The organism is Enterobacter sp. MGH 16 (assembly GCF_000493175.1).
Lineage (GTDB): Bacteria > Pseudomonadota > Gammaproteobacteria > Enterobacterales > Enterobacteriaceae > Enterobacter > Enterobacter roggenkampii.
On record NZ_KI535695.1, the window covers coordinates 4,381,225 to 4,401,264 of the forward strand.

Below are 20,040 nucleotides of genomic sequence, written 5' to 3' on the forward strand. Positions count from 1 at the left end.
CAATGCGAATATTTGTCTACGGCAGTTTACGAACCAGGCAAGGCAACAGTCACTGGATGACCAATGCCCAGCTACTGGGGAATTACAATATCGAGAACTACCAGTTGTACAGCCTGGGCCACTATCCAGGCGCGGTTCCGGGCGAAGGAACAGTACAGGGTGAAGTTTATCGTATTGATAACGCGACGCTTGCCGAACTTGATGCCTTGCGCACCAGGGGCGGTGAATACGCACGCCAGTTGATCCAGACGCCGTACGGAAGCGCGTGGATGTATGTCTACCAGCGTCCAGTCGACGGGTTAACGCGGATCGTAAGCGGTAACTGGTTAGACAGAGACCAGTACTGAAAAACGACAACGCCACCGTAAGGTGGCGTTGTTTTTTGTGTCTGGCAGTAAGAATTACTTCTTAGCAGCGCGTTCGAAAGAGGCGATGATTTCCGCTTTCGCTGCTTCTGCGTTGTCCCAGCCGTCAACTTTAACCCACTTGCCTTTTTCGAGGTCTTTGTAGTGCTCGAAGAAGTGAGTGATCTGCGCTTTCAGCAGCTCTGGCAGGTCGTTCACATCTTTGATGTGATCGTATTCTTTGCTCAGCTTGGTGTGCGGTACCGCAACCAGCTTCGCATCTTCACCGGATTCGTCGGTCATTTTCAGCACGCCAACTGGACGGCAGCGAATCACTGCGCCTGGCTGCAGTGGGTATGGCGTTGGGACCAGCACGTCAACCGGGTCACCGTCCAGAGACAGGGTGTGGTTGATGTAACCGTAGTTGCACGGATAGAACATCGCGGTAGACATGAAGCGGTCTACGAACAGGGCGCCGCTCTCTTTGTCCACTTCGTATTTGATCGGATCTGCGTTAGCCGGGATTTCGATAACTACGTAGATGTCTTCTGGCAGTTCTTTACCCGCTGGGACGTTGAGTAAGCTCATGTCGGTGTCCTTTAAAATGGATGGTAAACAAGTGGCAGGTATTATAGCCAACTCGCGCTGAATGTCTCCGCCTGTTTTCGCCTTCTCTCCACGTTCTTCCCACTTTTCAGACCGATTCCATGACAGAAAAATCCATAAACTCAGCCGCATTTTTCATGGAGAAATGAAAGCGATTACAAACTTGTGATTAACGTTTTATTCACTTTTCTGAAGTGTGATGTAACGCAATTCGTTACATATTTCATGGGCTATAGTCATTCCGCAGAACATCTTTTAACCAACAATAACTCACCCTACGAGGACGTTCATATGTGGAAGCGCTTACTCCTTGTCACAGCAGTTTCGGCAGCCATGTCGTCTATGGCGATGGCCGCTCCCTTAACCGTAGGTTTTTCGCAGGTCGGCTCTGAATCTGGCTGGCGAGCGGCAGAAACCAACGTGGCGAAAAGCGAAGCTCAGAAACGCGGCATTACCCTGAAAATCGCCGATGGTCAGCAAAAACAAGAGAATCAGATCAAAGCCGTGCGCTCCTTTATCGCCCAGGGCGTGGATGCCATCTTTATTGCACCCGTCGTGGCGACCGGCTGGGAACCCGTCCTGAAGGAAGCGAAAGACGCTGAAATCCCGGTCTTCCTGCTCGATCGTTCCATCGACGTCAAAGACAAATCTCTCTATATGACCACCGTGACGGCCAACAACGTGCTGGAAGGACAGTTAATTGGCGACTGGCTGATAAAACAGGTCGACGGCAAGCCGTGTAACGTTGTTGAACTGCAGGGCACCGTTGGGGCGAGCGTGGCCATCGACCGTAAAAAAGGCTTTGCTGAAGCCATCGCGAAAGCGCCAAACATCAAGATTATCCGCTCTCAGTCCGGCGACTTTACCCGCAGTAAAGGTAAAGAGGTGATGGAGAGCTTCATTAAGGCTGAAAACAACGGCAAGAACATCTGCATGGTTTACGCCCACAACGATGACATGGCGATCGGCGCGATTCAGGCAATTAAAGAAGCGGGCCTGAAGCCGGGCAAAGATATCCTCACCGGCTCTATCGACGGCGTGCCTGATATCTACAAAGCGATGATCGACGGCGAAGCCAACGCCAGCGTGGAGCTGACGCCAAACATGGCCGGCCCGGCATTCGACGCGCTGGAGAAATTCAAGAAAGACGGCACGATGCCGGAGAAAGTGACGGTCACCAAATCCACACTCTACCTGCCTGACACGGCGAAAGAAGAGTTAGAGAAGAAGAAAAATATGGGCTACTAAGCCTGTCTGAACATGCCGGGTGACGCTGCGCTTACCCGGCCTACGATACGCTCTTTTGTAGGCCGGATAAGCGTAGCGCCATCCGGCTTGATGCAGGGGGAAACCATGACCACTGAACAACACCAGGAAATCCTCCGCACAGAGGGCTTGAGTAAATTCTTCCCCGGCGTAAAGGCGCTGGATAACGTTGATTTCAGCCTGCGGCGCGGGGAGATCATGGCGCTGCTGGGGGAAAACGGCGCGGGAAAATCGACGCTGATTAAATCTCTGACCGGCGTTTATCACGCCGACCGCGGCACCATCTGGCTGGAAGGTAACGCCATTTCGCCAAAAAACACCGCCCATGCCCAGCAGTTGGGGATCGGGACGGTATACCAGGAAGTGAACCTGCTGCCGAATATGTCGGTGGCGGATAACCTGTTTATTGGCCGTGAGCCACGACGCTTTGGGCTGCTGCGCCGTAAAGAGATGGAGGCGCGGGCGACAAAGCTGATGGAATCCTACGGCTTCTCTCTCGACGTCCGCGAGCCGCTGAACCGCTTTTCCGTGGCGATGCAGCAGATCGTCGCCATTTGCCGCGCGATCGATCTCTCGGCAAAGGTGCTGATCCTCGACGAACCCACCGCCAGCCTTGATACCCAGGAGGTGGAAATGCTCTTTACCCTGATGCGCCAGCTGCGCGATCAGGGCGTCAGCCTGATCTTCGTTACCCACTTCCTCGATCAGGTGTATGAGGTGAGCGACCGCATTACGGTGCTGCGCAACGGCAGCTTTGTCGGCTGCCGCGAAACCCGCGAGCTGCCGCAGATCGAGCTGGTCAAAATGATGCTGGGCCGCGAGCTGGAGACCAACGCCCTTCAGCGCGCGGGCCGCACGTTGCTGAGCGAAAAACCGGTTGCCGCGTTCAGCGATTACGGCAAAAAAGGGGTCATCTCGCCGTTTAACCTTGAGGTGCGGCCGGGCGAAATTGTCGGGCTGGCGGGCCTGCTGGGCTCGGGGCGTACCGAGACCGCCGAGGTGATCTTCGGGATCAAGCCCGCCGACAGCGGCAGCGCGCTGATCAAGGGCAAACCGCAAACCCTGCGATCCCCGCATCAGGCCTCCTGCCTGGGGGTGGGCTTCTGCCCGGAAGACCGGAAAACGGACGGCATCATTGCCGCCGCCTCGGTGCGGGAAAATATCATTCTGGCGCTTCAGGCGCAGCGCGGCTGGCTGCGGCCGATCCCACGCAAAGAGCAGAACGCCATTGCTGAGCGCTTTATCCGCCAGCTCGGCATCCGCACCCCGAGCGCGGAACAGCCCATTGAGTTCCTCTCCGGTGGTAACCAGCAGAAAGTGCTGCTCTCCCGCTGGTTGCTGACCAAACCCCAGTTCCTGATCCTCGACGAACCGACCCGCGGCATTGACGTAGGGGCGCACGCCGAAATTATCCGGCTTATCGAAACCCTGTGCGCAGACGGTCTGGCCCTGCTGGTCATTTCGTCCGAGCTGGAAGAGCTGGTGGGCTATGCCGATCGCGTCATCATCATGCGCGATCGTAAACAGGTGGCAGAGATCCCGCTGGATAAGCTGTCCGTTCCGGCGATCATGAATGCCATCGCGGCATAAGGAGTGAATCGTGATGTCCCGTTCGCTTTCGCAAACCGGTGAGTCAAAGCGCCGCTTCAGCTGGCCGACCGGCACGCCGCAAATCGCGGCGCTGCTGGTGGTTTTACTGGTGGATAGCCTGGTCGCGCCGCATTTCTTCCAGATTATCGTGCAGGATGGCCGCCTGTTTGGCAGCCCGATAGACATTTTAAACCGCGCCGCGCCCGTGGCGCTGCTGGCCATCGGGATGACGCTGGTCATCGCCACCGGCGGGATTGATCTCTCCGTCGGCGCGGTGATGGCTATCGCCGGGGCCACGGCAGCCTCCATGACCGTGGCCGGGCATAGCCTGCCGGTGGTCCTGCTGGCGGCATTAGGCACTGGCGTGCTGGCCGGATTATGGAACGGCATTCTGGTGGCGGTGCTGAAAATCCAGCCCTTTGTCGCCACGCTCATTTTAATGGTGGCCGGGCGCGGCGTCGCGCAGCTGATTACCTCCGGCCAGATTGTCACCTTCAACTCGCCGAGCCTGGCGTGGCTCGGCAGCGGCAACCTTCTGTTCTTCCCGACGCCGGTGATGATTGCCCTGGTGACGCTCGTGGTGTTCTGGCTTTTCACCCGCAAAACGGCGCTGGGCATGTTCATTGAGGCCGTCGGGATCAACATTCGAGCCGCGCGCAACGCCGGGGTTAACACGCGGCTGATGGTGATGCTGACCTACGTGCTGAGCGGTATTTGCGCTGCCATCGCCGGCGTGATCGTCGCGGCGGATATTCGCGGAGCCGATGCCAACAACGCCGGGCTCTGGCTGGAGCTGGATGCGATCCTGGCGGTGGTGATCGGCGGCGGGTCGCTGATGGGCGGGCGCTTTAACCTGCTGCTCTCGGCGATCGGCGCGCTGATCATTCAGGGCATGAACACCGGGATCCTGCTTTCGGGATTCCAGCCGGAACTCAACCAGGTGGTGAAAGCGGTGGTCGTGCTCTGCGTGCTGATCGTCCAGTCGCCGCGCTTTGTCAGCATCATTAAGGGGATCCGTGGCCATGATAAAACGTAATTTGCCGCTAATGATCACGCTGGGCGTGTTTGTGCTGGGCTATCTCTACTGCCTGACCCAGTTCCCGGGGTTTGCCTCGACGCGCGTGATCTGCAATATCCTGACCGATAACGCCTTTTTAGGCATCATCGCCGTCGGGATGACCTTTGTGATCCTCTCCGGCGGGATCGACCTCTCCGTCGGCTCGGTGATCGCGTTTACGGGCGTGTTCCTCGCGAAAGCGATCGGCTTCTGGGGCATCTCTCCGCTGGTGGCGTTTCCGCTGGTGCTGGCGATGGGCTGTGCGTTTGGCGCCTTTATGGGGCTGCTGATCGACGCGTTAAAAATTCCTGCGTTTATCATTACCCTCGCGGGGATGTTCTTCCTGCGCGGGGTGAGCTACCTGGTGTCGGAAGAGTCGATTCCCATTAACCATCCGGTGTACGACACGCTCTCCAGCCTGGCGTGGAAAATCCCCGGCGGCGGCCGCCTGAGCGCGATGGGGCTGCTGATGCTGGGCGTGGTAGTGATTGGCATCTTCCTCGCCCACCGCACCCGGTTTGGCAATCAGGTTTACGCTATTGGCGGCAACGCCACGTCGGCCAACCTGATGGGGATCTCGACCCGCAGCACCACCATCCGCATTTATATGCTCTCGACCGGCCTGGCGACGCTGGCGGGGATCGTCTTCTCGGTGTATACCCAGGCGGGCTATGCCCTTGCAGGCGTTGGCGTGGAACTGGATGCGATTGCTTCTGTGGTCATCGGCGGCACGCTGCTCAGCGGCGGCGTGGGTACGGTGCTAGGGACGCTGTTCGGCGTGGCGATTCAGGGGCTGATCCAGACCTATATCAACTTTGACGGCACGCTCAGCTCCTGGTGGACGAAGATCGCCATCGGCATTCTGCTGTTTATTTTTATTGCCCTGCAGCGCGGCCTGACGGTGCTCTGGGAGAACCGCCAAAGCTCGCCTGTTACCCGTGTGAACACATCGGTAACAGAGCGATAACATGCTGAAAGTCTAAACATTTTCCGGTAGCGGCCGATACTCTTTTTTTATGCCCAGAAATATCTCGCTACCGGAAATAATATCATGCTGAAAACGCTATCGATTCGTACCGGCTTGCTCTCTTTACTGGCCGTTATGACCCTTCTGCTGCTGATTGTCAGCGGCATTGGCATTTATGCCCTCACACAGAGTTCTTCTTCGCTGCAGCGCATTAATCACCTTCAGGGTGAGCAGATGGTGCAGCTTAATTCAGGCTATACGCTGATCCTGCGCGCGCGCAATGAAGCGGGACAGGCCGTCCGCATGATGGAAATCGGCATGCTGGACGATGCGGCCAGCGCGGTAAAAAACATCAATCAGGAAGTCGCCCTGGCCCAGAAAACGCTGAAGGGCGTGATCGACGGCGGCGTGGCTGACGAGCAGGGGCAGCAGCTGCTCGATAAAGTGGCAGCCAGCCTGGCGGCGTATAACCAGCAGGGGATCAACCCGATGCTGAAAACCCTCAATGACCAGAGCGCGGACGGGTATTACGACCTGCTGGAGAAGACGCTGATCCCGCTGGCGTCAGCGTTTGATAACGACATGCAGGCGTTTCAGAAATGGAGCGAAGCGCGAGGTCAGGCGGAAGTGAGTGCCGTGCAGGCGAGTAAAACCCGCGTCCTGATCCTGATTATCGTCGCCGCGCTGCTGACGGCGGGCATTATCGTGCTGGCCTGGCTGGCGCTGCGCCATATGCTGCTCAAGCCGCTCTCGGCGTCGATTGCTCAGCTGGAGAACGTGGCGGCGGGCGATTTAACCCATACGCTGGCCGCGCCCGCGAGCCAGGAGTTTAACCGCCTTAACGCGGTCATTGAGGAGATGCGTCAGTCGCTGATGAACTCGGTTCTGCGGGTACGCGATGCCAGCGCGCAGATTGACACCGGCAGCCGCGAGCTGACGCTGGGGAACCGGGATCTTGCCGAGCGAACGGAATCCACCGCCACGTCGCTGGAGCAGACGGCGGCCAGCATGGAACAGATCACCGCCACGGTGAAGCTCAACGCCGATAACGCCGAGCAGGCGCACCAGCTGGCGAAGTCGGTGTCCGACACGGCCGATCACGGCAGCGAAATGGTCTGCTACGTGATTGAAAAAATGCGCGATATCTCCGGCAGCTCGGCGCGCATCGCCGACATCCTGAGCGTGATCGACGGCATTGCCTTCCAGACCAATATCCTGGCGCTTAACGCCTCCGTAGAGGCGGCGCGCGCGGGCGAGCAGGGGCGCGGGTTTGCCGTCGTCGCGGGCGAGGTGCGAAACCTGGCCAGCCGCAGCGCCGACGCGGCGAAGGAGATTCGTTCTCTTATCAGTGATTCGCAAACCCACGTTAACGAGGGCAGCGAGCTGGCCCAGCAGGCGGGCGAAACGATGGATGAGATCGCAACAGAAGTGCTGCGCATGACCAAACTGATGCGTGAGATTGCGACCGCGTCTCAGGAGCAGAGCCGCGGCATTGAGCAGGTTAATATTGCGGTAAACCAGATGGACGAAACCGCGCAGCAGAATGCGGCGCTGGTGCAGCAATCCTCCGCCGCGACCCGCTCCCTTGAGGAGCAGTCGCGTCAACTGATGGAAGCTATGTCATCATTCAAAGTGACGACTCAGAACGCGGCATAATATTACCCAGCCCCGGTACGTTCTGTGCCGGGGTTTTATTCCTTCCGGAATTAAGCGCCCCGATATTATCGTGAATTTCGCCCATTAATATTTCCAGCGAGCGGGTTAAGGCTAATGCTTTTTCAGTCGGCTCAAGATATAAGCCTTTGCGGAGAAATAACGGCTCATCAAAGAGTTGATTAAAACGCTTTAATGCCAGACTCACCGCAGGGCGTGACATCTCCAGACGCAAAGAGGCCTTTGCCATGCTGCCGCAGCGGACGATTTCAATAAATACAGGGATAAGATTTAAATCAATGCCGGTATTAGCACGGGAATAATTTTTCATTGCGTTTCTGCTCCACGAAATATCTGTCAAACTGTTATGGAAATAATGCAGGAGCAGTGGCGAATATTAAAGCGTGTTTTTTATAAACACTTATACGGTAAAATATATAAATGAACAGGGGAGCCGGATCGGCTCCCCTGAAGAGAGGGATTACGCGTCCGGGTACTCGCGGATAAAGCGTTCAACGTCTTCAACCATGTGGTTGTTGCCGACGAAGAACGAACGGCGCTGGTGAAGGCTTTCCGGCACGATCTCCAGAATACGCTCTTTACCGTCGCTCGCCTTACCGCCCGCCTGTTCGGCCAGGAACGCCATCGGGTTGCATTCGTACAGCAGACGCAGTTTCCCGTCCGGGTGGCTGGCGGTGCTTGGGTAGAGGTAGATGCCGCCTTTCAGCAGGTTACGGTGGAAATCCGCGACCAGAGAGCCAATATAGCGGGACGTGTACGGGCGCTGCGTCGCTTTATCTTCTTCCTGGCAGAATTTGATGTACTTCTTCACGCCGTTCGGGAAGCGGATGTAGTTACCTTCGTTAATGGAGTAGGTATTGCCCTTCTCCGGGAAGCGCATGCGTTCCTGGCTCAGACAGAAAACGCCCAGGGAAGGATCGTACGTAAAGGCATGTACGCCGCAACCGGTGGTGTAGACCAGCATGGTGGAGGAGCCATAGACGACGTAACCGGCAGCAACCTGATTAATGCCCGGCTGCAGGAAATCTTCTTCGGTCACCGGCGTGCCAACAGGCGTGACGCGGCGGTAGATGGAGAAAATGGTACCGACAGAAACGTTAACATCAATGTTGGAGGAGCCGTCGAGCGGATCCATCAGAACAACGTATTTCGCGTGTTCACACCCTTCGAAAACAACAATTTCATCTTCTTCTTCGGAGGCGATACCCGCAACGATGTCGCGCGCGCGCAGTGCAGCTTTCAGTTTTTCATTTGCGAACAGATCGAGTTTCTGTTGAACCTCGCCCTGAACGTTCTCGGCACCGCTGGCACCCAGGATATCGACCAGACCGGCCTTGTTGATATCACGGTGGATGATCTTAGCGCCCAGCTTTATTGCCGACAGCAAAGCAGTGAGTTCACCGGTAGCATGAGAGAACTCGTGCTGCTTTTCGACAATAAATTCACCTAACGTTTTCATAACACTTTCCCTGCATCTTTGTGAGTAGAGCGATTGTATGTTCACTAAAACGACTAAAGCCCAACAATCTTAACAAATATTCAAATAGTAGCGCAGAGGTGAATCGCGCCAGCAACATACGGATTTACCTGAAATGCGTTTCACAGCCGCTAACATGTGAGTAAAATGTGCGCCACATTAAAGAAGGATAGTGACGTATGCGCATTCATATATTGGGGATTTGTGGCACTTTCATGGGCGGACTGGCAATGCTGGCGCGCTCGCTGGGCCATGAGGTGACAGGTTCGGACGCCAATGTGTATCCGCCAATGAGCACACTTCTGGAGAAACAGGGCATCGCTTTAATTCAGGGCTACGATGCCAGCCAGCTGGATCCCGAGCCGGACCTGGTGATTATTGGCAACGCCATGACCCGCGGCAATCCGTGCGTTGAGGCGGTACTGGAACGCAATATTCCGTTCATGTCCGGCCCGCAGTGGCTGCATGACTTCGTCCTGCGCGACCGCTGGGTGGTTGCCGTTGCCGGTACCCACGGCAAAACGACCACCGCGGGCATGGCGACCTGGATCCTCGAAGCCTGCGGCTACAAGCCGGGCTTCGTCATCGGCGGCGTACCGGGTAATTTCGACGTCTCTGCGCGCCTGGGGGACAGCCCGTTCTTTGTGATCGAAGCCGACGAGTATGACTGCGCGTTCTTCGACAAGCGCTCCAAGTTCGTGCACTACTGCCCGCGCACGCTGATCCTCAACAACCTTGAGTTTGACCACGCGGATATTTTTGACGACCTGAAAGCCATACAGAAACAGTTCCACCACCTGGTGCGCATCGTGCCGGGCCAGGGCCGCATCATCCTGCCGGAAAACGACATCAACCTGAAGCAGACCCTGGCAATGGGCTGCTGGAGCGAGCAGGAGCTGGTGGGCGAGCAGGGCCACTGGCAGGCGAAGAAACTCAACGCCGATGCCTCCGAGTGGGAAGTGCTGCTCGACGGCGAAAAAGTGGGCGAGGTGAAGTGGGGCCTGGTGGGCGAACACAACATGCACAACGGCCTGATGGCGATTGCGGCAGCGCGTCACGTGGGCGTTCAGCCTGCGGATGCGGCGAATGCGCTGGGTTCGTTTATCAATGCCCGCCGCCGTCTGGAGCTGCGCGGTGAAGCCCACGGCGTCACCGTGTATGACGATTTCGCGCACCACCCAACGGCCATTCTGGCGACGCTTGCCGCCCTGCGTGGCAAAGTTGGCGGTACCGCGCGCATTCTGGCGGTGCTGGAACCGCGCTCGAACACCATGAAGATGGGCATCTGCAAAGACGATCTCGCGCCGTCGTTAGGACGTGCCGATGAAGTCTTCCTGCTGCAGCCGCAGCATATTCCGTGGCAGGTGGCGGAAGTGGCCGATGCCTGCATCCAGCCGGCACACTGGAGTGCGGATGTGGATGCGCTGGCGGATATGGTGGTGAAAGCCGCTCAGCCCGGCGACCATATTCTGGTGATGAGCAACGGCGGTTTTGGTGGGATCCATCAGAAGCTGCTGGACGGGCTGGCGAAGAAAGCGGAAGCGGCCGCCGAGGCGTAAAAAAAAGCCCGGTGGCGCTAGCGCTTACCGGGCCTGTATTTTTCGCACGACCTTGTAGGCCGGATAAGGCGTTTACGCCGCCATCCGGCGCAAACCCGCACGGATTACTCTTCGTTCTCAGACAGCTCGCGCAGATACTGGAAAATCAGGCGCGCAGACTTCGGCGGCTTATTCCCTTCTTTCTCTTTCTTCGCGTTGCGGATCAAGGAACGCAGCTGCTGGCGGTCGGCATCCGGCCACAGGTTCAGCACTTCCGGTACGGCGTCATCACCCTGTTCAATCAGACGATCGCGGATCTGCTCCAGCTTATGGAACAGCGCAACCTGCTGGTTGTGGCGGTTTTTCAGCTTGTCCAGCGCCTGGCGGATCGGATCGACATCGCGCTGACGCAGCATTTTCCCGATAAGCTGAAGCTGGCGACGACGGCCTTCTTTTTTGATTTTCTGTGCCAGTTCAATGGCATCGCGCAGATCCTGGTCGAGCGGGATCTTATCCAGCGCGTTTTTACCCAGTTCTACCATTTCCGCGCCAAGCTGTTTTAACTCTTCGGCGTCACGTTTAATTTCACTTTTACTGACCCAGATGATCTCATCATCTTCGTCTTCGATGTCATCACCGGGAACGTCGTCGAGCCAGTCTTCGGGCTGCTTAGTCATGTCAGGCTCCTTAAAAAAAGAGGCTAATGTTACCAGTTAAGACGCGCACTGAAAAACGGTTCTCTGTTAGACTTCAGTTAACTCTCTCTTACAGTATGGCATTTGCGATGAAAGTAACCTCACAAGTTGAAGCGCAGCGTAAGATTCTGGAAGAAGCCGTCTCCACCGCGCTGATGCTTGCTTCAGAAAAATCAGATGGCGCCGAAGTGGCGGTCAGCAAAACCACCGGCATTAGCGTGAGCACCCGCTATGGCGAAGTGGAGAATGTTGAATTCAACAGCGACGGCGCGCTGGGTATCACGGTATACCACCAGAATCGCAAAGGCAGTGCGTCATCCACCGATCTCAGTCCGGATGCCATCGCCCGTACGGTGCAGGCCGCGCTGGATATCGCCCGTTATACCTCGCCGGATCCTTACGCCGGCGTGGCGGATAAAGATCTGCTGGCGTTTGACGCGCCGGATCTCGACCTGTTCCATCCGGCGGAAGTGACGCCGGACGAAGCGATTGAGCTGGCCGCGCGCGCCGAGCAGGCGTCCCTGCAGGCCGACAAGCGCATCACCAATACCGAAGGCGGCAGCTTTAACAGCCACTACGGCATCAAAGTCTTCGGCAACAGTCACGGCATGCTGCAGGGCTACTGCTCTACCCGCCACTCGCTCTCCAGCTGCGTCATCGCCGAAGAGAACGGTGACATGGAGCGCGACTACGCCTACACCATTGGCCGCGCGCTGGGGGATTTGCAGTCTCCGGAGTGGGTAGGTAAAGAGTGCGCCGAACGCACGCTGTCTCGCCTGTCGCCGCGCAAGCTCTCCACCATGAAAGCCCCGGTGATTTTTGCCAACGAAGTGGCGACCGGCCTGTTTGGCCATCTGGTGGGCGCTATCGCGGGCGGCTCCGTTTACCGTAAATCGACCTTCCTGCTCGACTCGCTGGGCAAGCAGATCCTGCCGGAATGGCTCACCATCGAAGAGCATCCGCACCTGCTGAAAGGCCTGGCCTCCACGCCGTTCGACAGCGAAGGCGTGCGCACCGAGCGTCGTGACATCGTGAAAGACGGCATTCTGACCCAGTGGCTTCTGACCAACTACTCCGCGCGCAAGCTGGGGCTGAAAAGCACCGGGCACGCGGGCGGCATTCACAACTGGCGCATTGCCGGGCAGGGCCTCAACTTTGAGCAGATGCTGAAAGAGATGGGCACCGGTCTGGTGGTGACCGAGCTGATGGGTCAGGGCGTCAGCGGCATCACCGGCGATTACTCTCGCGGCGCGGCGGGCTTCTGGGTTGAAAACGGCGAAATCCAGTATCCGGTGAGCGAAATTACCATCGCTGGCAATCTGAAGGATATGTGGCGCAATATCGTTACGGTCGGTAACGATATTGAAACACGCAGCAATATACAGTGTGGTTCTGTATTACTCCCGGAAATGAAAATCGCCGGACAATAGAGATAGCGTTTTGTTGATAATAAAAAAGGAAGTGAGCAATGCGTAAACATCTGTTAGCGATCGTCGCGGCTTCAACGCTGGTTCTTGGCTCTTCTGCGTTTGCTGCCGATCTTGAAGACGACATGGGCATCCTCGGGCAAAACCTGAAGGTGGTGCAGAAAACCGACAATGCGGCGGAAATGAAAGACGCGCTGACCAAAATGCGTGAAGCGGCGCTGGACGCACAAAAAGCGACGCCTCCTAAACTGGAAAGCAAAGCGGCAGACAGTGCAGAGATGAAAGACTACCGCCACGGCTTTGACGTGCTGGTCGGCCAGATCGACGGCGCGCTGAAGCTCGCTAACGAAGGCAAAGTGAAGGAAGCCCAGGCGGCGGCCGAGCAGTTTGTGACGACCCGTAATACGTATCACAAGAAATACCGTTAACCGATCGCGCATCTGACAAATAATCAGCGGGGGCCAATGGCCCCCGTTTTTTTGCGCGGTAATAAGTAAACCCTATCGCCATCACATTTTTGCGTCACCACGCCTGAACGTTTTCGCTTCCCCGGCGCGCGTTTTGCCGCTGGAATACGTGATATTCATCACGCAAATGCCGTGATTAATCCAGATTCACCGTATTTATGTGGCACAGATCACTGCTGCGGCTCGCCTTTCCACTTCGAAGTGGAAAACAACTCGCTACAAACCCTTCCCTCCCACCGTTAGTTTTAATCCAGAGCCATTAACGGGGTAAGACCAGTGATTAACGGAGCGGTAATGAACGACGTTGGGGAACAGGCAGAGCAAACAGAACAGCTCGCGAACACCATGCTGCAGCAGGTTTATGCCCTGCTGGCCCGGAACAACATCATCCCCAATGCGGTACAGGAGCAGATGCTTACTTCCCACGTGCGCGCCATGGCGCACCGGTCCGTGACCGGCGAGCCGCTGCCGGAGGTTGAAGCAGAGCTGTTTGACGAAATTTCACCGGATTCAATGCGGCTTGCCCGTGAAGTGGTGGCGCAGTTTGGCAACCTTCCAGATGAAGAGGCCTGGCTGCTCTCCGTTCACTTTGAAGTCGCGAAAGACAACCTTTAAGGAGCAACACATGGAACAGATTACAGTCGTGATTGGCGATCGCCTGGGTAAAGGTCAGAAGGTGGCGGCCGGTGTGGAAAAAGCAGGTGGACGCGCGGTTGTCGTACCGGGCATGGCGGCAGACATGAAGCTCGGCGACGTGATGAAAGCGGAAAACGCCACCTTCGGCATCTCCTTCTGCGGCAGCGGCGGCGCGGGTGCCATCACCGCCCAGACCAAATATGGCTACAAGGCCAAATACGGTATGCGTTCCGTGGATGAAGGCGTCACCGCCATCAACGAAGGCTGCAACGTGCTGGGCTTTGGCTTTATGGATAAAGAAGAGCTGGGCGAGCGTCTGGTACAGGCGTGGCAGAAAAAATACGGCGCATAAGCATGAAAGAACAGTTCACAACCACGGTGAGAGTGAAGGGGAAGGGCGACGCCAAAGCGCGCGCCTTTGCCGACGCGCTCAACCACGTTCAGGCCGCGGTGATGAAAGCCTCACCGCATATCTTACTGCGTATTGAGCCACAGGATGTGCAGGTCGTTCAGGCGCAAGAAGCGGTGCGTAAAGAAGCCTTTCTGTTCTTCTTTTTGCGCCGGGAAAGACGCACCTACAGCGTGGAGCTGGATGTGACCGTCAACGTGACAGCCATCAATCTCGACCAGGTGGATTTCGTCACGCAACGCTGATTATTCATAAAAGGGCAGACTGATGTTCTTAATTATATTAATAAAATCGCTCATCATTGGCGGCCTGGTGGGCGTCGGTGTGGGGGCCGGGGCTGCACGCATGTTTCATGCGCCTACCACTCAGGGGATGGGCGCGTTTCGTACGTTGGGGGAACTGAACTCCTGCGAAGGGGATCCGGCGTCCCACTTCTCCTTTGGGTTAGGCTTCTTCTTTAACGCCTGGGCCTCTTCCGTGGCCGCAGGTGCCTTCACACAGGACGTAGACCACCGCATCATCCCAAACTGGGGTGCCGCAGCATTGATGATCAAAAACCGTAACGTCGGCGAAACGCTGCACGATCCCCGCAAAATGGCGATTGCCTGCGGCGTGATCGGCATGATCGTCGTGACCTTCCTTAACCTGACTGCCTCTTCTGTTCCGGCCGCGCTTCAGGTCACCGCCGTGAAGGTGCTGGTGCCTGCCGCGAACCTGCTGGTCAACACCGTGATGCCGGTGATCTTCTGGCTGGCGGCCATCGACGCGGGTAAAAAATCGGGCTTCTGGGCCACCATCTTTGGCGGCGCGGCGCAGCTGATTATGGGCAACGCCGTACCGGGCCTGGTGCTGGGGATCCTGATCGGTAAAGGCGTGGAAGAGAGCGGCTGGAACCACGTCACCAAAGTGATGATGGCGGCGATCGTTCTGCTCTTCGTGCTGAGCGGCTTCTTCCGCGGTTTCGACATGAAGATGATCGAATCCTTCCATCTGACCGTGCCGAACTGGCTCGACATGATCCACAACTCGCTCAGCGGTAAATAACAGGAGCCTCGACATGGAACAGAATAAAGGTTTTTGGTATGCCGACTGGTCGTTCCCGATCTTCGTTGGCCTGCTCTCCTCCGGCGTGTTTGCCGGGACGCACATGTACTACCTCTACGGCATCGGCGCGTTTAACGAAGTGGCCTTCGTGGCGATGCTGAAAGCGGGAATTGACACCGGCGTTTACGGCGCGGTGGCGGCGTTCGGCGCGAGCTTCCTGTTCGCCCGTATTATCGAAGGCTCGCTGGTCGGTATTCTCGACATCGGCGGGGCGATCCAGACCGGCGTGGGCCTCGGGGTTCCGGCGCTGCTGCTGGGCGCGGGGATCATGTTCCCGGTGACCAACTTCATTGCCGCGCTGATCACCGGCCTGGTGATTGGCCTTGCGATTGGCTACGTCATCATCCTGGCGCGTAAGTTCACCATCAACCAGAGCAACTCCACCTACGGCGCAGACGTGATGATGGGGGCGGGCAACGCTTCCGGCCGCTTCCTCGGACCGTTGATTATCCTCAGCGCCATGACCGCCTCCATTCCGATTGGCGTGGGTTCTCTGCTGGGTGCGCTGCTGTTCTACATCTGGCAGAAGCCCATTACCGGTGGCGCTATCCTCGGCGCAATGATTCTGGGCTGGCTGTTCCCGGTTGCCCTTTAATACCCGCGGGCGCTACGGCGCCCGCCTTTTCAGGAGATCCTCATGTTTGATTTACTCCTGCGCCGTGCGCGCCTCGCCGACGATACCCTGACCGATATCGCCATTCAGGACGGGAAGATCGCCGCGACGGGCGACATAGACGCTCCCGCCCGCAAAACGGTGGAGCTTAACGGCGACGTGTTCGTCAGCGCAGGCTGGATTGACTCCCACGTACACTGCTACCCGAACTCCCCGATTTACCACGACGAGCCGGACAGCGTGGGCGTTGCCACCGGCGTGACCACCGTGGTGGACGCGGGCAGCACCGGGGCCGACGACGTGGACGATTTCTACGCGATTACCCGCAAGGCCTCCACCGAGGTCTTTGCCCTGCTGAACATCTCCCGCGTGGGGCTGATTGCCCAGAACGAGCTGGCCAACATGGCCAATATTGACGCCGACGCGGTGAAAGAGGCGGTGAAACGCCATCCTGATTTTATCGTCGGCCTGAAGGCGCGCATGAGCAGCAGCGTGGTCGGTGACAACGGCATCACGCCGCTGGCGCGCGCCAAAGCCATTCAGAAAGAGAACGGCGATCTGCCGCTGATGGTGCACATTGGCAACAACCCGCCGAACCTCGACGAAATTGCCGAGCTGCTGAGCTCCGGCGACATCATCACCCACTGCTACAACGGCAAGCCTAACCGCATTCTGACGCCCTCCGGCGAGCTGCGCGCCTCCATTACGTCTGCGCTGAAGCGCGGCGTGCATCTGGATGTCGGCCACGGCACGGCGAGCTTCAGCTTTGAGGTGGCGAAACGCGCCATCGCGATGGGCATTCTGCCGCACACCATCAGCTCGGATATCTACTGCCGCAACCGCATCAACGGCCCGGTCGGCTCGCTGGCAAGCGTGATGTCGAAATTCCTCGCCATCGGCATGTCATTGCCGCAGGTGATTGACTGCGTCACGGCGAACGCCGCCGATGGCCTGCGCCTGACGCGCAAAGGCCGCATTCAGCCGGGTCTCGATGCCGACCTGACGCTGTTCACGCTCAAACGCCAGCCGACGGTGCTGACGGATGCCGAAAACGACAGCCTGCAGGCTGAACACATTCTGGTGCCGCTTGCCGCGATCCGCGCGGGCAAGGGCTACATGACCGAACAAGGGAGCACGGAAAATGCCTTCGATTTATGAGAAGTACCGCTTAAAGCAGGTTATCAACACCTCTGGCCGCATGACGGCGCTGGGCGTCTCCACGCCGCGTCCGGAGGTGGTACAGGCGGCGATGGATGGCATGAATCACTATTTCGAGATGAAGGATCTGGTCAATAAAACCGGGGAGTACATCGCGAAGCTGCTGGACGTGGAAGGGGCGACGGTGGTCTCCTGCGCGTCGGCGGGCATTGCCCAGTCCGTGGCCGCGGTGCTGGTGAAAGACAGCGACTGGCTGCTGGAAAACCTGCACGTCACCCCGATTGAGAACAACGAGATCGTCCTGCCGAAAGGCCACAACGTGAATTTTGGCGCGCCGGTGGGCACCATGGTGGCGCTGGGCGGCGGCAGGCTGGTGGAAGCGGGCTACGCCAACGAATGTTCCGCCGATCAGCTGGCGGCGGCGATTACCCCGCGCACGGCGGCGATCATGTACATCAAATCTCACCACTGCGTGCAGAAAAGCATGCTCAGCGTCGAGCAGGCGGCGGTTGTCGCACGTAAACACGACTTGCCGCTCATCGTCGATGCCGCGGCGGAAGAAGATCTGCACGCGTACTACCGCGCCGGCGCGGACCTGGTGATCTACAGCGGTGCGAAGGCGATCGAAGGCCCCACCAGCGGGCTGGTGATCGGCAAGACCCAGTACGTAGAGTGGGTGAAGCGCCAGACGGCGGGGATTGGCCGCGCCATGAAGGTGGGTAAAGAGGGCATTCTTGGCCTGACCTGCGCCATCGAACACTATCTGACGGCCACCAAAGAGAGCGGTGCCGAGATGGTGGCGAAAATGACGCCGTTTATCGAGGCGCTCAACACCCTGAACGGTGTGACCGCGCGCGTGGTCTGGGACAGCGCCGGACGCGACATCGCCCGCACCGAGATTAAGTTTGACGAAGCCACCACCGGCCTCGGCACGGGGGACCTGGTGGCGAAGCTCAAGCAGGGCGAGTACGCCATTTACTTCCGTGGCTACAAGGCCAACGAAGGGATTATCGAGGCGGACGTGCGCAGCGTAAACGCTGACCAGCTGAACATTGTGTACCGCCGCATTAGTGAAGTATTAGGACAGGAGAAAAACGCATGAAACTGACCCCCAACTTTTACCGTGACCGCGTCTGTCTGAACGTGCTGGCTGGCTCAAAGGCCAACGCCAGCGCCATCTACGAGGCGGCGGAAGGCCACGTGCTGGTGGGCGTGCTCTCCAAAAATTACCCGGACGTGGCGAGCGCGGTCGCTGATATGCGCGAATACGCGAAGCTGATTGATAACGCGCTCTCCGTTGGCCTGGGCGCGGGCGATCCGAACCAGTCGGCGATGGTGAGCGAGATCTCCCGCCAGGTGCAGCCGCAGCACGTTAACCAGGTCTTTACCGGCGTGGCCACCAGCCGCGCGCTGCTGGGGCAAAATGACTCCGTGGTCAACGGTCTGGTCTCTCCGACCGGTACCGTCGGGATGGTGAAAATTTCCACCGGCCCGTTGAGCAGCGCGGCGCCGGACGGCATTGTGCCGGTGGAAACGGCGATTGCTCTGCTGAAAGATTTCGGCGGCAGCTCTATCAAATACTTCCCGATGGGCGGCCTGAAGTGCCGTGACGAGTACAAAGCGGTGGCGGAAGCCTGCGCCCGTCGCGACTTCTGGCTGGAGCCGACCGGAGGTATCGATCTGGAAAACTATGAGGAGATCCTGCAGATCGCCCTCGACGCGGGCGTGAGCAAAATCATCCCGCATATCTACAGCTCGATTATCGACAAAGCCAGCGGTGATACGCGTCCGGAAGATGTGCGTACGCTGCTGGCGATGACGAAGAAGCTGGTGAAGTAGAACTCACACCTATACAGGAGCCACCATGCACACCCGTACCTTGCTTGTCGCTTCACTCTCAATGTTCGCCACCGCCGCTGTCGCCCAGACGCAATACGCCTGGGTGGGTACCTATAATCCGAACGGTGAAGGGCTGTACCGTTTTACTGTTAACCCGCAAACCGGTGCACTGAACGATAAAACGTTGGTAAGCAAACTGCCGAATGCGGCGCAGTTGACCCTTTCACAGGACGGCAAAACGCTGTATCTGGCAAGCGAAGTGGAGCAGGGCGTGGTGCAGGCGCTGCGCGTCGGCGATAACGGTGAGCTGAGCGAGCTCAGTCAGGTGGCCTCCGGCGGTGCCGGGCCTGTGTATCTCTCCCTGACGCCGAACGGCCAGCATCTGCTGGTGGCGAACTACGTCAGCGGCTCCATTGCCGTTTTACCCGTTAACGCAGACGGCAGCCTGGGTGACGCCACGGACACACATCAGGATCAAGGCGAACCGGGCGCGGCGAAGCCGGAAGCTGCCGTCGAGGGCAGTTTCGCGATCAGCGATCATAACGGCCCCCATGCGCATATGATCGCCGCCGATCCGAGCGGGAAATACGTGTTTTCCACCGATCTGGGGCTGGATCGCATCTATCAGTACCGCTTTGACGATCGGACAGGAAAGCTGACGCCGAACGATCCGCCGTTTATCAGCGCCTCCTCGAAAGGCGCCGGGCCGCGCCACTTTGTCTTTACGCCGAAGGGCGATGCCCTGTGGCTGATTAACGAAGAGGCGTCTACGCTCACCCGGTATACCGTGAATACCAACGGCACCCTGAAAGAGGGTAAAACGGTTTCTGCCCTGCCGGAAGGTTACAAAGGCACCAGCTTTGCTGCCGGGCTCGCATTAAGCGCCGACGGTAAGCAGCTGTATGTGGCTAACCGTTTGCATAACAGCATCGGGCACTTTACCGTAACGGCGGAGGGCACGCTGACGCATCAGGACGATGTGTGGACGCGCGGTGACTACCCGCGCACCCTGACGCTCGATAAACAGGGGCGCTGGCTGTACGTCATGAACCAGCGCAGCGACAACATTACCCGCTTCCGCGTGGCGCAGGACGGGAAATTGAGCTTTGAGCCAGACTATACCCCGGTCGGCAGCCCATCCCAGATGGTCATTTCACCTTAAGCCGTAAGAGG

Annotated in this window: 22 protein-coding genes; 18 read left to right on the forward strand and 4 right to left on the reverse strand. The window is 58.0% G+C overall.

What is annotated here, in order from left to right:
- Positions 1-2: 2 nt before the first annotated feature.
- Positions 3-347: a gamma-glutamylcyclotransferase family protein gene (locus L362_RS02440; protein ID WP_008501424.1), complete on the forward strand. Its 345-nt coding sequence runs from the start codon at positions 3-5 to the stop codon at positions 345-347.
- A gap of 54 nt (positions 348-401) precedes the next feature.
- Here the strand turns inward: L362_RS02440 and ppa are convergent, their stop codons facing one another.
- Positions 402-932 carry an inorganic diphosphatase gene (ppa, locus tag L362_RS02435; protein WP_008501423.1) on the reverse strand — a complete coding sequence of 177 codons (531 nt, stop codon included), beginning with the start codon at positions 930-932 and terminating at the stop codon, positions 402-404.
- 309 nt (positions 933-1,241) lie between these two features.
- Here ppa and ytfQ point away from each other — a divergent pair, with 309 nt between their 5' ends.
- The 5 genes from ytfQ (at position 1,242) to L362_RS02410 (ending at position 7,486) form a co-directional block, all read left to right on the forward strand.
- On the forward strand, positions 1,242-2,198 hold the full coding sequence (ytfQ, locus tag L362_RS02430) for a galactofuranose ABC transporter substrate-binding protein YtfQ (protein WP_021240696.1): 957 nt from the start codon (positions 1,242-1,244) through the stop codon (positions 2,196-2,198).
- Positions 2,199-2,303: 105 nt separating this feature from the next.
- A complete protein-coding gene (gene ytfR / locus L362_RS02425) occupies positions 2,304-3,806 on the forward strand; it encodes a galactofuranose ABC transporter, ATP-binding protein YtfR (protein WP_008501421.1) in 1,503 nt (500 codons plus the stop codon).
- A gap of 10 nt (positions 3,807-3,816) precedes the next feature.
- Positions 3,817-4,842 carry a galactofuranose ABC transporter, ATP-binding protein YtfT gene (ytfT, locus tag L362_RS02420; protein WP_021240695.1) on the forward strand — a complete coding sequence of 342 codons (1,026 nt, stop codon included), beginning with the start codon at positions 3,817-3,819 and terminating at the stop codon, positions 4,840-4,842.
- Positions 4,829-5,830, forward strand: coding sequence for a galactofuranose ABC transporter, permease protein YjfF (gene yjfF, locus L362_RS02415; protein WP_023293434.1), 1,002 nt, complete (start codon positions 4,829-4,831; stop codon positions 5,828-5,830). Before ytfT ends, yjfF begins: the two co-directional genes overlap by 14 nt.
- Before the next feature lie 84 nt (positions 5,831-5,914).
- Complete coding sequence (locus L362_RS02410; RefSeq protein ID WP_021240693.1) at positions 5,915-7,486, forward strand: methyl-accepting chemotaxis protein; 1,572 nt, start codon at positions 5,915-5,917, stop codon at positions 7,484-7,486.
- Here L362_RS02410 and L362_RS02405 read toward each other — a convergent pair.
- A complete protein-coding gene (locus tag L362_RS02405; RefSeq protein WP_023345312.1) occupies positions 7,458-7,814 on the reverse strand; it encodes a helix-turn-helix domain-containing protein in 357 nt (118 codons plus the stop codon). The two genes, L362_RS02410 and L362_RS02405, sit on opposite strands and share 29 nt — an antisense overlap.
- Before the next feature lie 150 nt (positions 7,815-7,964).
- Complete coding sequence (gene fbp, locus L362_RS02400; RefSeq protein ID WP_008501416.1) at positions 7,965-8,963, reverse strand: class 1 fructose-bisphosphatase; 999 nt, start codon at positions 8,961-8,963, stop codon at positions 7,965-7,967.
- 197 nt (positions 8,964-9,160) lie between these two features.
- Between fbp and mpl the strand changes: the two genes are divergently transcribed.
- Positions 9,161-10,540, forward strand: coding sequence for a UDP-N-acetylmuramate:L-alanyl-gamma-D-glutamyl-meso-diaminopimelate ligase (gene mpl / locus L362_RS02395; protein ID WP_023345313.1), 1,380 nt, complete (start codon positions 9,161-9,163; stop codon positions 10,538-10,540).
- 104 nt (positions 10,541-10,644) lie between these two features.
- Here the strand turns inward: mpl and yjgA are convergent, their stop codons facing one another.
- Positions 10,645-11,196 (reverse strand): ribosome biogenesis factor YjgA, encoded by a 552-nt coding sequence (gene yjgA / locus L362_RS02390; RefSeq protein ID WP_008501414.1) that lies wholly within the window; start codon positions 11,194-11,196, stop codon positions 10,645-10,647.
- A 95-nt stretch (positions 11,197-11,291) separates the two neighbouring features.
- On the opposite strand from yjgA, the gene pmbA reads away from it, so the two are divergent.
- From pmbA to L362_RS02335, 11 genes are all read left to right on the forward strand, one after another.
- On the forward strand, positions 11,292-12,644 hold the full coding sequence (gene pmbA / locus L362_RS02385) for a metalloprotease PmbA (RefSeq protein WP_008501413.1): 1,353 nt from the start codon (positions 11,292-11,294) through the stop codon (positions 12,642-12,644).
- Positions 12,645-12,682: 38 nt separating this feature from the next.
- On the forward strand, positions 12,683-13,069 hold the full coding sequence (gene cybC / locus L362_RS02380; RefSeq protein ID WP_008501412.1) for a cytochrome b562: 387 nt from the start codon (positions 12,683-12,685) through the stop codon (positions 13,067-13,069).
- 315 nt (positions 13,070-13,384) lie between these two features.
- Entirely contained in the window at positions 13,385-13,723 is a 339-nt protein-coding gene (locus tag L362_RS02375) for a glycine dehydrogenase (protein WP_025911967.1), read from the forward strand.
- Between the two features lie 10 nt (positions 13,724-13,733).
- Positions 13,734-14,096: an SFCGS family glycine-rich protein gene (locus L362_RS02370; protein WP_006810339.1), complete on the forward strand. Its 363-nt coding sequence runs from the start codon at positions 13,734-13,736 to the stop codon at positions 14,094-14,096.
- A gap of 2 nt (positions 14,097-14,098) precedes the next feature.
- Positions 14,099-14,398, forward strand: coding sequence for a DUF4312 family protein (locus tag L362_RS02365; RefSeq protein WP_006810338.1), 300 nt, complete (start codon positions 14,099-14,101; stop codon positions 14,396-14,398).
- Positions 14,399-14,420: 22 nt separating this feature from the next.
- Complete coding sequence (locus tag L362_RS02360; RefSeq protein ID WP_008501408.1) at positions 14,421-15,197, forward strand: DUF4311 domain-containing protein; 777 nt, start codon at positions 14,421-14,423, stop codon at positions 15,195-15,197.
- A 13-nt stretch (positions 15,198-15,210) separates the two neighbouring features.
- Entirely contained in the window at positions 15,211-15,852 is a 642-nt protein-coding gene (locus L362_RS02355) for a DUF4310 family protein (RefSeq protein ID WP_008501407.1), read from the forward strand.
- Positions 15,853-15,894: 42 nt separating this feature from the next.
- Positions 15,895-17,028 (forward strand): amidohydrolase/deacetylase family metallohydrolase, encoded by a 1,134-nt coding sequence (locus L362_RS02350; protein WP_023345314.1) that lies wholly within the window; start codon positions 15,895-15,897, stop codon positions 17,026-17,028.
- The gene (locus L362_RS02345) at positions 17,012-18,130 is read left to right on the forward strand and encodes a DgaE family pyridoxal phosphate-dependent ammonia lyase (RefSeq protein WP_023345315.1); all 1,119 of its coding nucleotides are present in this window, start codon (positions 17,012-17,014) and stop codon (positions 18,128-18,130) included. Before L362_RS02350 ends, L362_RS02345 begins: the two co-directional genes overlap by 17 nt.
- Complete coding sequence (locus tag L362_RS02340) at positions 18,127-18,867, forward strand: 2-dehydro-3-deoxy-phosphogluconate aldolase (RefSeq protein WP_023345316.1); 741 nt, start codon at positions 18,127-18,129, stop codon at positions 18,865-18,867. The genes L362_RS02345 and L362_RS02340 overlap by 4 nt, the downstream gene beginning before the upstream one ends.
- A gap of 25 nt (positions 18,868-18,892) precedes the next feature.
- The gene (locus L362_RS02335) at positions 18,893-20,029 is read left to right on the forward strand and encodes a lactonase family protein (RefSeq protein WP_023345317.1); all 1,137 of its coding nucleotides are present in this window, start codon (positions 18,893-18,895) and stop codon (positions 20,027-20,029) included.
- Positions 20,030-20,040 lie beyond the last annotated feature (11 nt).